A 12,141-nucleotide genomic window follows, 5' to 3' on the forward strand; every position below is an offset into this window, starting at 1 on the left:
ATAAGCTAACCTTTTGTCGTATAAAAAATCTATAAAAAGAGGCAATTGATGGCACCAACATTAAAACCTTTACTATTAGCAAGTACCGTCGCGGCACTGTTAAGCGGGTGTGGTGAAAGTACCTCAAGTTCAGCGGGTGAAAACTTTGCTGATAACAAAAATGACGTGGTGACTAGCTTTGACCAAAAAGCATTATTGGTTAACCTCACTGACAACGTAATCACGCCAACATTTGAAGCATTTGCAGACAAAGCACAATCGCTACCTAGTCAAATTAAAGCCTACTGTGACTTAGAAACCGCCTATGATCCGAGCATGCAAGATGATGCAGCCAAACAAGCGCTGGATGCTGCGAAGCAGGTTTCTCAAGATGCATGGCGTGAAGCGATGATCAGCTGGCAACATGCTGAGCTTATGATTGTAGGGCCATTGCTTGATAACGACAAAGCACTGCGCAACGACATTTACTCTTGGCCACAGGCAAGTACTTGTAGTGTTGACCAGGATGTAGTGTTTTTTGAACAGGGCAATGTGAATGGCACGGCCTACAATATCCGTAATCGTTCTGATAAGCGTAAAGGTCTTGATGCTCTTGAATATTTGCTGTTCAACGAGAACCAAGACTACAGCTGTAGTGCAATCGCTGCGGGCGATATTCTGGATGACTGGAATACACGCAGTGAGCAGCTGCGTAAGGTGGCGCGTTGTAATTTTGCTGTAGAAGTGGCCAGCGACTTGAGCCACTCTGCGCAAACCTTGATAAATCATTGGAATGGTGAACAAGGCTACAGCCAAGTACTGAAGAACGCAGGTGAACCGGGAAATAAGTTTACAACCCAAACCAAAGCCATCAATGAAATCTCTGATGCGCTGTTCTACATGACAGAAGAGTTAAAAGACTACAAATTAGCTACACCTTTAGGCTTGTTTGCGAACAGCTGTGGTCTAGAAGCTTGTCCGCAAGAAGTAGAATCTGTGTATGCAAAGCACTCGATAGAAAACATCAAAGCAAACATCGATGCGTTTGAGAAGTTATTCCTAGGTGGTAGCAGTGAAAGTAACAGCACTGGCTTTGACGATTTTCTAGATGAGCAACAGGCATCAGATACTAAACAAACCATGTTGCAAGGTATCGCTAATGCTAAAGCTGCGGCTAATGCATTGGAAGGTAATTTGCAAAGCGCACTGACTAACGATAAAGCAAGTGTTACTAATACACATACTCAAGTGAAATCGGTGACCGATCAGCTTAAAAATGACTTCATCAATAAACTTGCACTAGAACTTCCAAAAACGTCGGCAGGTGACAATGACTAAAGGACCTTTTATGCAAAAATCTTTGTTGGCGTTGGCCGTCGCAGTTGCGATACCTAACGCGTTGGCAGCGGATAATGACGGTGAGTTAGAACATATTCAGATCCTAAGTCACTACGACAAACTTCGTACTGAAGCGGGCTCTGCCACGTTGCTCAGTGAAGAACAATTAGAGAAGTACGAATACGATGACATTCACCGTATTCTGGCCTCAGTGCCGGGTGTCAACATTCGTGAAGAAGATGGTTACGGCTTGCGTCCTAATATCGGCTTTCGTGGTGTGACACCTGAGCGCAGTAAGAAAATCACTATCTTAGAAGATGGTGTCTTGATTGGTCCATCTCCTTATTCTGCGCCTGCGGCGTATTATTTTCCAGTAACCACGCGCATGACGGCGGTTGAAGTATTTAAAGGCCCTGCAGCGATTAAGTACGGACCGCAAACAGTGGCGGGAACGTTGAACTTGATCACTCGTCAAGTACCAGAGTTTACCGAGGGCGGTATAGATATCGCAGCCGGTAGTGATGGATATCAAAAGGCCCACGGGTATTTTGGTTCTGTGGTCAACAATGTGGGCTTTTTACTGGAAGGCGTTAACTTACAGGCTGACGGTTTTAAAGAGTTAGATGGTGGTGGTAACACTGGGTTTAACAAAAATGACTTGCTCGCTAAGTTTAACTACAAAATGCGTATGGGTGAGTTTGACCATACTTTTGCTTTGAAATTGTCTTATGCAGATGAAGAGTCGGATGAAACATACCTAGGTTTAACAGATTCAGATTTTGCCAGCACGCCGTATCGTCGCTACGCAGCATCTCAAGATGCCTTGATGGAGACAGAGCATCAGCAGGTGATGTTTTCACATTACCTAGAAAGCGAAGATGTACGCGTGACGACTCGTGTTTACCGTAATGATTACGAACGTGCATGGCGCAAGCTTAACGGTTTAACCAATAACAGTGGCTCGCTGTCGGCGATTTTAGCCAACCCTGAGCAGTATGCTGAAGAGTATGCAGTGATAACAGGGCAACAGGACTCTGTTTTGGCGGGTCGCAACTCAATATTTTTGACCATGGGCACGAACGACCGTGAGTACTATTCACAAGGTGTGCAGGTTGATGCTTCATTCAAGTTTAACTTGCTTGATTTACAGCATAAGCTCTCAGCGGGTGTGCGTTATCATGAAGATGAAATTGAGCGTAAACACTTTGAACAGACCTATGCGATGACATCGGGGTCAGTGGCAAATACGGGTCAAGACAAGGTATTTACAACCCTAGATACAGAAGCCACCGATGCGTGGTCTGTATATCTTGAAAATCAAATCACGGTTAATGCATTGACCTTAGGTGTTGGTGTGCGTGGTGAGTTGATGGATATGCACTACCAAAACAACAAAGATGCGCAAGATTGGCAAGCTAAAACAACACGCATCTGGTTGCCGGGGTTAAGTGGCTTCTATAAGCTATCTGATGAGTCGGGTTTGTTATTTGGTGTGCATCAAGGGTTTGTGCCATCATCCCCAGCACAAGCAGATGATATTAAGTTAGAAAAGAGCGTTAATTACGAGTTTGGTGGCCGCTTCAATGACGGTGTAACTCAGTTTGAATTGGTCAGCTTCTATAATGATTACAGCAACCTAAAAGAGAGCTGTAGTCAGTCAAACTGTGGTATCAACGCTCAAATAGATCAAGAGTTTAATGGTGGGGAAGTGGACGTATACGGTGTTGAGGCGCAATTCTCACAGCGTTACCCATTGAGCCTAGATTTAGAGATACCTTACAGCGTGGTGTATACCTATACCAAAAGTGAATTTCAGCACGCCCTGCGCTCTGAATTTGCACAGTGGGGGGAGGTTAAAAAAGGCGATGAACTGCCTTATTTGCCTAACCACCAGGCAACCTTTAATATTGGCTTAGCTGCGCAAAACTGGCAGCTGTCAATGGCGGTTAAATACATCAGTTCAATGCCTGAAGCTGCTGGTGTGAGCTGGGCAGATGCGGATGCAGGTATTTCAGTAGATATTCCTCTTGCCGGTAAAGATGTGCCGTCTAATATCACCGTTGATTTATCGGCAAGCTATGAGCTTGGGGACTACGGCCGCGTGTATGCCAAAGTAGACAATCTCTTAGATGAAACAGAAGTGGTGAGTCGTCGCCCGTATGGTGCAAGACCAGGCAAACCACGTCAGTTCTCGTTGGGCTATAAGTATCAGTTTTAATTTCAATTAATTTTTACTGATACAAAGGTTAAATTAAGGGTCACAATGTGGCCCTTTTTTTGGGGTAATCATGTTAGAACAGATGTGGCAGAGCTTTATCTCTTTGCCGGGCTATTTGCTTGATGCTAATAAGCGCATTTATCTACCTTACTTATTGAGCGCGGTTGTTATGGCGGTGCCCGTATATTTTGCTGCTCAATTGCCCAAGCGTTCAATGCGTGGCTTTTTACAATTCTTGTTTCCCAAAAACGTCTGGTTATGTAAAAGCGCTCGACTAGATTACGGTTTGCTAGTGAGTAACGTTCTGCTCAAAGCTGCCTTGTTTGCACCGATTGTGTTAACTATGGTGCCTGTTGCGATAGCGACAACAGAAATTCTAGAATGGTGCTTTGGTCAACCGCTACACCTCCCATGGCCAGAGTCGGCGGTCATCGCGATATTTACCTTAATGTTATTTATTGTCGATGATTTAACGCGCTTCTTATTGCACTTACTGCTTCACAAAGTGGCGTTTTTTTGGGAGTTTCATAAAGTACACCATTCCGCCAAGGTGCTAACGCCGTTTACGATTTATCGCTCACACCCTGTTGAAAGTTATCTCTATGCTTGCCGAATGGCACTAACGCAGGGACTTGTTGTGGGTTTGGGTTATCACTTTTTTGGCACAGAACTCAGTATGTACGACATTCTAGGTGCCAATGCATTTGTGTTTTTATTCAATATTTTTGGTGCCAACTTGCGACATTCTCATATTCGCTTTACTTGGGGTGATTGGCTTGAAGGGTGGTTTATTAGTCCTGCGCAGCATCAAATACACCATAGCGACAACCCACAGCACTTTGATACCAATTTGGGGTCGGCACTGGCTATTTGGGACAGAATGTATGGCTCTTTGATAAAAGCCTCAGCTGCGCCGCATATTAGTATCGGTGTGGGACAGTACGATGCAGGGCATGACTCACTAACTGCAATTTATTTGAAGCCGTTTAAACAGGCTTGTTTGACACTACTTCCAAACAAGCGAGTGTCCAAACAACCCATTGATAAATTAGACTAGCGGTTTGGTTTGGTGTGTAGCAGGGGCATGAGTAGCTTCTCTAAGCCATTGAGCTTAACCTCGTAGATCATCGCGAGTTGTTCTCCCAGCTTACCTTTTGGAAAGCCCTGCTGCTTGAACCAAACCAAGTAGGGCTCGGGCAGCATTAGTAGTGGGGTGCCAGTGTGTTTTCCAAAAGGCATTTTGGTATTAATGGCGTCAATCATTTCTTGCTGAGTGTTCATGACCTTTCTTATTTTAACTCAAAGGGGCATTGTAGCCATGGCTGGTTCGACTGTACAGTAGCCCCCCAAAGTCAGGGAGCCACCATACACAATGATTAGGCCTTAAAAATACCAGTTTAGATTAGCCCATAAGGTGGTGCCTGCTTCATTAATACGGTCAATTTGACTATAACCACTCACAGCAGCACCTGACTTACTTAAATGTTCAGAGTAGGTTTTATCTAGGGCATTATCAACACCCATACTTACGCTAACATCCGGAGATGGTTGATATAGGGCATTGAATGCCAGTACGCCAAAGCCACGGCTTGGACCAATATCTTGCCCCGCAATGTTTCCTTGCGCCAGTGCGACTCGGTGTTGCGCTGATACCACACGCCATAACATACCTAGACGCCAATTATCAGTTTGATAGTCAAGTGTAAAACGAACCTGCAAAGGGGGTTGCTGAGCGAGTGCAATACCATCCGTTAGATTACTACCTCGTACATAGTTTATGCTAGTGCTTGCCCGCCACTGTTTAGTAATGTTGTAACTTGCTTCAGCCTCAGCGCCAAAGGTTTCAGCCTCGATATTGCGGGTGACGCGACGCTGCATCGGCCCTTGACCAAAGGCGTTATCGATGAGCATAAAGTCGTCAATACGATTGTAAAACATGGATATAGTACCGTGCCACTTTTTATGTGTGTACTGAGTGCCCAAGTCAAGTTGATTTGTTTTTTCTACATCAGTATCAAAAGCACTCAGGCTCTGGACCGATGCTCGGTTTCCTCCAAACAGCTCCCAGTAATCAGGAAATCTTTGCGCGTGTCCAAAGCCGATAAAATAATGATGGTTATCGTAATGGCGTTCGTATCGCGTAAAGCCACTGAGCAAATCGTCTGTGCGCTTCATATTCGCAGTCGGGTTAGGTTGGCGCTTTGACATTATGCTGATCTCTTGGCGGTAGTCTTTCGCATGCCAACGGTCATAGCGCAGTCCTGAAACAATCTGTTCAGACGCACTAAGTGTGTACTCGTGCTCGGCAAATAGGCCGACTTTATCGAACTTGGCATCTGTTAAACGAGGTAGATGTTCAACAGGGTGGTTGAATTGGTCACGGGTACTACGGTTACGGTGATGATCTTGTTGATAGTCAACACCAAACACAAATACTTGATTTGTAGTAGGAGATGCATCAAACATAATTTTACCACCCACTGATCGCCGGTCTGGGTTTGAGGCCGATGGCGCTTTCATCATCATATTTGGAGTAAAGGGGCGTAAGCTATAGTTGTCCATGATGTGGTCAACTTCATTGTAATACCATTTGGCTTCTACATGATTGATCCCATTTATAGCCAACAGCCATTTGCTGTAGAGCCCCGCATGGGTCCTTTTAAACAGGCTACCATCCATCATGCGATCAGCATAAGCAACCTCACCATCACTTCGACCCAGAGATACACTGATAATATTGTCATCGGTAGGCGTATAGGCAAGCTCAGTATCCAAGTTCCAGCGCTGATATGCTGAATGCACTCGGGTATTGTCACCATCATGATAGTCATCAGCACGAGCCACGTTACCAGAGATACGGACATAGTAATCAGGGGTACCCGCTTTTATATCTGTATTAATTGTGCGCCGCTTGGCACTGGCAAGCGTGGCATTGACAAATCCCGTTGTTTGTTGCGCTTGCAAGCGCTCCTGATTTCTCTCAAAAATAATGGTTGCGGCGCTGTTGCCTGAACCGTATTTGACGGATTGTGGACCTTTAATAACAGTTAATGTGTCGTATGTTTGTGGTGTAATGTAGGCGCTGGGAGGGTCCATGCGACTGCCACATCCGCCTAATGTTAGCCCACCATCGGTAATAATGTTTAGACGAGAGCCTGCCATACCTCTGAAGATAGGGTCGCTACTTGCGGCTGCTTTTTTTATTAAAGAAAACCCCGTAATACTTGAGAGTAGATCCGCACCATCTTGAGCGGGAAGAGGCTGTCTTGGTTGTTTTGGGTCGGTAACGATTAGCATGGGAGATTGCATAGGGGCAATCACTACGAGATGTTCAAATTTATCGTCATTGGCATAGCTATAAAAAACGCTAAATAGAGCACTACAGAGCAAAGTGTGTTTCATTGACAGGGTCCAAGTTATTAACTTGCTTCTAATTTTATAGATTGTGGGCATGTATGGAATGCGACAGATTGTCGCACCTGAAGTGATGGGAAGGCGCTTTTCGAGGGATCAATGTATCTCGCAAGCAAGCACTTGCATTTGCTCGTTACACCAATTGAGCGCATCATTATATGCTAAAGGTAGTACATCAGGGTCGATGTTAAGTGCACGGCATTGCGCTTGTGCGGCTTGCCAATCGGCTTGTTCATAGCTTTGTACTATCAATAGTAAGTGTGCCAATGGACCTTCGCCACTCACCAACGCCTGTTTGATAGAGTCAACCAGTGGGAGCTTATCCATGATGTTTTCCATGCTGTCATCGCGAATCGCATCTATCAGTGACATCATACCTGTCAAAAATGCAGGGCCCACATACTTTTTACTGTTGGCATTTAACGCCAGTTGTTCACAAAATCGTGCCCGCATTAAAGAAAGTTTTATCAGTTCAGCTGGCTTCTCTGGGGAGATTTGTGCGGCAAATGTTAGTGATAAAAACCGTTTTAGTTCTTCATTACCTAGCGCGACCAAAGCTTGTTTTATATTGCTTATTTTCGCTCGTCGTTTAAATATTGCTGAGTTGGTATAGCGTAAAAGTTTATAAGACAAATTAATATCACGTTCAAATATTGGTGTGAGCTTTTTAATGTCGACATATTCATTGGCCGTTTCGCTGAGTAATCGAGCGATTGATAATTCACTGGCGCTGAACATTTTACTGGTGAGCATTTCGGGCTTGGCAAAATAAAACCCTTGGAACAGAGAAAACCCGAGTTGCTTTAATTGTTCCAATTGCTGGTGGTTTTCAACTTTTTCTGCGATTAGTTTTATCTGCTTATGCTCTTCAATTTCTTTCATTATGAGATGTATTTCGGGCAACGGTGTGCAGCTAACATCTATTTTTAAATATTTTATGTATGGATAAAAATGCCGCCAAGCAGATTGGTGACGGTAATGATCTAAGGCGATACGGTAACCCTTTTGATGCAACGTTTTTACAGCGTTTAATAGTTTTTTTCCCGGTTCAATAGATTCAACTATTTCAATGACCATATGCTTGGCCGGTAGCATAAAGGGGTAGCCAAGTAGTAAGGTATTTAAGGTGAAATTGATAAACGCGGGTTTATGGTTGCTAAGCTCAGCGAGTTCAAAGTAAAACTGGCTACCTTCTAGCAACCGAGAAGTTGCCTTATCAGCATTAATATTCGGAAATACATTATGCGGACCATTGCGAAATAATATCTCATAGCCTATTGGTTCATTGTTATTGTCAAAAATAGGTTGCCGTGCCGCGTAAAAGTTCATACACACCAAAAAATAGAACCCTTCTGTTGTTAATAATAGTCAAACATTAATGCTAATTCATTATTTAAACGCTTGAGTGTCATCCGTTTTTACTTAACCAAAGCTGTATGGATACTGAACATAAGTTGACCGTGAAACGTTAGCGACTATGCTGGGGTGTGCAGAATATTCATGATATAGTCAGGCAACACTAATAATGCCCTCTATTTAATGCCAATAAGAAAGGCCTGTGCTGGATAATTGTCATTGAGTAGGGTGCTGATAACTGAGGAGGTAACTTTGGAATTAGGCACGATAATTTCGCTTGTTTTGTATTTTGTGGTTATGTTGGGCATTGGTTTATATGCCTATCGCAAATCAACCAGTGATGTCTCTGGTTACATGCTTGGAGGTCGTAGTTTACCGCCAAGTGTAGCTGCTCTGTCAGCAGGCGCTTCTGATATGAGTGGTTGGATCCTGATGGGGTTACCTGGGGCCATGTTCGTTACAGGTTTCAGTAGCACTTGGATAGCAATTGGTTTGGTAATCGGTGCATGGTTAAATTACCTGTTGGTTGCACCAAGGTTACGTGTTTACACCGAGCTGGCTAACGATTCAATTACGATTCCAGATTACTTTGCTAATCGCTTTGAAGATAGAGGCAATGCACTACGTATTGTGTCTGCATTAGTGATCATTGTGTTCTTCACGTTATACACCTCATCAGGCGTGGTAGCAGGTGGTAAGCTATTCGAAAGCTCATTCGGTATGAGTTATGAGTCTGGGTTATACATCACCACGGGCGTGGTTGTGCTTTACACTTTGTTTGGTGGTTTCCTAGCGGTCAGTCTGACTGACTTTGTGCAAGGTTGTATCATGTTTATCGCGCTAATTCTGGTGCCAGTGGTAACCTACTCGTTACTTGATGCACCGTTATCGTCAACGTTAGATGCGGTTAATCCACAAATGCTAACCTGGGTTGGGGCTGGTGGGGCAATCGGTATTGTCTCTGCAATGTCTTGGGGCCTAGGTTATTTTGGGCAGCCACACATTATTGTACGCTTTATGTCAGTGCGAAGCGTTAAAGATATGCCAACAGCACGTCGTATTGGTATGTCTTGGATGATCATTGCAGCATTAGGAGCCGTTGGTACAGGTCTGTTTGGCGCAGCGTATGCGCATGAAAAGGGCATTGTTGTTGACGACCCTGAAACCATTTTCTTGATTCTTTCTCAGTTACTTTTCCACCCATTAATTGCTGGGTTCCTACTAGCTGCTATTTTGGCGGCAATTATGAGTACGATTTCATCTCAGTTGCTAGTAAGTTCAAGCTCGCTTACAGAAGATTTTTACAAGATTTTTGTACACAGAGAAGCAACAGACAAAGAGCTTGTGTTGGTTGGTCGTCTAAGCGTAGTAGCCGTTGCATTATGTGCTATTTACCTAGCCTATGATAGAGATAGCTCTATCTTAGACTTAGTAAGTAATGCGTGGGCGGGCTTTGGTGCTGCGTTTGGTCCACTAGTGTTGTTGAGCTTATGTTGGCAACGCATGAATTTTGCTGGGGCATTGGCGGGGATGATATCGGGCGCAGTGACTGTGCTTGTGTGGATTTACGCGCCTATTACGATAGGCGGTGAAACGTTAAGTTCGATCATCTATGAAATCGTACCTGGTTTTATCGTATCAACGGCTACGATTATTGGTGTTAGTTTAATAACATCAGAGCCAAGTGAACCGATTCAAAACCTGTTTAAGAAAGTACAAAGTGAGCTATAAAGCGACACTGAGTTATTGACTAGAAAAGCGCCGTATGGCGCTTTTTTTAAAAGCACTCTAAATTTCCCATTTCGATAATACGCTCAGTTTCGCCGCTATTGCTAAACTGGTACAGGCTTTTATTAATATCATCGAGTACTTGCCGCCACTGAGGTTTACTTTTACTTAAAGCAAAGTATAGATAGTTATACTTCAGTAACTTAGATTCATTTTCTATATTACTTAACAAGTTAACCTTTTCGGGCTTACTCAGTTGTGAGTAATTAACGGTAAATCGCAGGACTTTAGGGTCGCCGATGATTAAGTCAACACGTTTGCCAACCAGCAATTTGACCAGTTGCAGATCGTCAACCGCTTCAATAATCACGAACTCTCCGTTATCCATCATGGCGTCAAACTCAGGGGTATTTTGATAGCCTCGAACTACACCTATTTTTTGCCCCTTTAGTGAAAGCAAATTGCCATCGAATCGATCTTTCTCGCCTTTGCGCTTGAGAAAACCTATTTCTCCCCCTGGAAACGAGTTAGACAGTGCCAGCATTTCTCTGCGCGTTTTACCTGGTATGTAATCCGACGGTGCGGAGTCTTCGATGTAATACTCGGGCATTAATATGTCCGCTTTACCTGTTTCGGCGGCTCTAACCGCGCGTGCCCAAGGTAAAAACTCAACGTGAACTTTATAGCCTTGTTCGGCCAGTATTGCCACTGCGAATTGGAATACCCAGCCCTTATTACACAGAGCTTGGCCGATATATGGCGGCCAATCTAATGTAACAACTCGTAGTAACTTTTTGTCACCCTTAGGGTTATAGAGATAACCGTTTTCATGCTCAACCCCTTGCACAAGGTGGTAGCTTGCATCTTTAAAGTAACCTACATTTGTGGCATTTTGAGCGAATACCAAAGGTGTAAACAACACCATCATTAAGATTAAAGCAATATGCATGGTAATTTATGGTTGAATAAACAGTATGTTTACTAAGTTTAGAAAATGGAGCGAAATTTGCCACGATGTTTGAGGCACAAAAAAACCGGCTAACGCCGGTTTTTTGATATCAATAAAGATTATTACTGTACAAGCTCTTGCTCTGAAAACTCGTCTGCAAATAGTGGGCTTGATAGATAGCGCTCAGTTGCGCTTGGTAAAATAACCACAATGTTTTTGCTGGCATTCTCTGGCTTTTCAGCAATACGCTTTGCGGCAACAACGGCAGCACCTGATGAAATACCCACTAAGATACCTTCATCTTTCATTAGCTGGTGAGCCATGGCAATTGCATCTTCGTTTGAAACAAGCTCTGTGCCGTCAATCAGCTCAAGATCTAGGTTACCAGGAATGAAGCCAGCACCAATACCTTGGATTTTATGAGGACCAGGTTTTACTTCTTCGCCAGCAAGTGTTTGTGTGATCACTGGTGAGTCCGAAGGCTCAACGGCAATCGCTTTAACTTGCAAACCTTTTTCATTTTTCAGGTAGCGAGTAGTTCCTGTGATAGTACCGCCTGTACCAACACCTGCAACGAAATAATCAACTTTGCCATCCATTGTCTCGAAAATTTCAGGACCGGTAGTTTCAAAGTGGATTTTAGGGTTAGCAGGGTTTTCAAACTGCTGTAGCAAGATGTATTTGTCTGGGTTGCTTGCTTGGATTTCATTGGCTTTTTCAATCGCACCCTTCATACCTTTAGCACCCTCAGTTAGCACTAAGTTTGCTCCTAATGCTTTAAGTAACTTGCGGCGCTCAAGGCTCATGGTATTTGGCATGGTCAATGTTAGCTTGTAACCACGAGAAGCTGCTACAAATGCCAAAGCGATACCAGTATTACCAGAAGTTGGCTCAATGAGTTCCTTGTCTTTTGTTAAAAGACCAGATTTTTCTGCTTCCCAAATCATAGAAGCACCGATACGACATTTAACGCTGAAACTTGGGTTACGAGCTTCAATTTTTGCGTATACGTTACCACCTGTCACGCGGTTTAATTTTACAATCGGCGTTTGGCCAATTGTTAGGCTGTTATCTGCGAATATCTTAGACATTGTGTTCCCTTAGGTGCTCTAGGTTTTACTTAACATCACACTTTACTTAGCTTTATATAAAACTGAAG

9 protein-coding genes are annotated in these 12,141 nt (G+C 43.7%); 4 read left to right on the forward strand and 5 right to left on the reverse strand.

What is annotated here, in order from left to right; all coding sequences use genetic code 11:
- The first annotated feature begins 48 nt into the window (after positions 1-48).
- From BET10_RS07940 to BET10_RS07950, 3 genes are all read left to right on the forward strand, one after another.
- On the forward strand, positions 49-1,317 hold the full coding sequence (locus tag BET10_RS07940; RefSeq protein ID WP_070984748.1) for an imelysin family protein: 1,269 nt from the start codon (positions 49-51) through the stop codon (positions 1,315-1,317).
- Complete coding sequence (locus BET10_RS07945) at positions 1,310-3,535, forward strand: TonB-dependent receptor family protein (RefSeq protein WP_070984750.1); 2,226 nt, start codon at positions 1,310-1,312, stop codon at positions 3,533-3,535. The genes BET10_RS07940 and BET10_RS07945 overlap by 8 nt, the downstream gene beginning before the upstream one ends.
- A gap of 70 nt (positions 3,536-3,605) precedes the next feature.
- Positions 3,606-4,592 carry a sterol desaturase family protein gene (locus BET10_RS07950; RefSeq protein WP_070984752.1) on the forward strand — a complete coding sequence of 329 codons (987 nt, stop codon included), beginning with the start codon at positions 3,606-3,608 and terminating at the stop codon, positions 4,590-4,592.
- Here BET10_RS07950 and BET10_RS07955 read toward each other — a convergent pair.
- From BET10_RS07955 to BET10_RS07965, 3 genes are all read right to left on the reverse strand, one after another.
- Positions 4,589-4,816 carry a DUF3820 family protein gene (locus BET10_RS07955; RefSeq protein WP_070984753.1) on the reverse strand — a complete coding sequence of 76 codons (228 nt, stop codon included), beginning with the start codon at positions 4,814-4,816 and terminating at the stop codon, positions 4,589-4,591. The two genes, BET10_RS07950 and BET10_RS07955, sit on opposite strands and share 4 nt — an antisense overlap.
- 102 nt (positions 4,817-4,918) lie before the next feature.
- Positions 4,919-6,937, reverse strand: coding sequence for a TonB-dependent copper receptor (locus BET10_RS07960; RefSeq protein ID WP_070984755.1), 2,019 nt, complete (start codon positions 6,935-6,937; stop codon positions 4,919-4,921).
- Positions 6,938-7,045: 108 nt separating this feature from the next.
- Positions 7,046-8,278, reverse strand: coding sequence for an EAL and HDOD domain-containing protein (locus tag BET10_RS07965; protein WP_070984757.1), 1,233 nt, complete (start codon positions 8,276-8,278; stop codon positions 7,046-7,048).
- Positions 8,279-8,557: 279 nt separating this feature from the next.
- On the opposite strand from BET10_RS07965, the gene putP reads away from it, so the two are divergent.
- Positions 8,558-10,036, forward strand: coding sequence for a sodium/proline symporter PutP (putP, locus tag BET10_RS07970; protein ID WP_070984760.1), 1,479 nt, complete (start codon positions 8,558-8,560; stop codon positions 10,034-10,036).
- Between the two features lie 46 nt (positions 10,037-10,082).
- Here putP and BET10_RS07975 read toward each other — a convergent pair whose 3' ends face one another.
- Together BET10_RS07975 and cysK are read right to left on the reverse strand one after the other, a co-directional pair.
- Positions 10,083-10,982, reverse strand: coding sequence for a substrate-binding periplasmic protein (locus BET10_RS07975; RefSeq protein WP_170829123.1), 900 nt, complete (start codon positions 10,980-10,982; stop codon positions 10,083-10,085).
- 122 nt (positions 10,983-11,104) lie between these two features.
- Positions 11,105-12,073, reverse strand: a complete 969-nt coding sequence (gene cysK / locus BET10_RS07980) for a cysteine synthase A (protein ID WP_070984762.1) — start codon at positions 12,071-12,073, stop codon at positions 11,105-11,107.
- Positions 12,074-12,141: the final 68 nt, after the last annotated feature.

This window comes from Pseudoalteromonas amylolytica (genome assembly GCF_001854605.1).
Taxonomy (GTDB): Bacteria; Pseudomonadota; Gammaproteobacteria; order Enterobacterales; family Alteromonadaceae; genus Pseudoalteromonas; species Pseudoalteromonas amylolytica.

Excerpts from the sequence above, each read along its gene's own strand:
- BET10_RS07940 (WP_070984748.1), top strand. The coding sequence starts at position 49 with ATGGCACCAACATTAAAACCTTTACTATTAGCAAGTACCGTCGCGGCA.
- BET10_RS07945 (WP_070984750.1), top strand. The coding sequence starts at position 1,310 with ATGACTAAAGGACCTTTTATGCAAAAATCTTTGTTGGCGTTGGCCGTC.
- BET10_RS07950 (WP_070984752.1), top strand. The coding sequence starts at position 3,606 with ATGTTAGAACAGATGTGGCAGAGCTTTATCTCTTTGCCGGGCTATTTG.
- BET10_RS07955 (WP_070984753.1), bottom strand. The coding sequence starts at position 4,816 with ATGAACACTCAGCAAGAAATGATTGACGCCATTAATACCAAAATGCCT.
- BET10_RS07960 (WP_070984755.1), bottom strand. The coding sequence starts at position 6,937 with ATGAAACACACTTTGCTCTGTAGTGCTCTATTTAGCGTTTTTTATAGC.
- BET10_RS07965 (WP_070984757.1), bottom strand. The coding sequence starts at position 8,278 with ATGAACTTTTACGCGGCACGGCAACCTATTTTTGACAATAACAATGAA.
- BET10_RS07975 (WP_170829123.1), bottom strand. The coding sequence starts at position 10,982 with ATGCATATTGCTTTAATCTTAATGATGGTGTTGTTTACACCTTTGGTA.
- cysK (WP_070984762.1), bottom strand. The coding sequence starts at position 12,073 with ATGTCTAAGATATTCGCAGATAACAGCCTAACAATTGGCCAAACGCCG.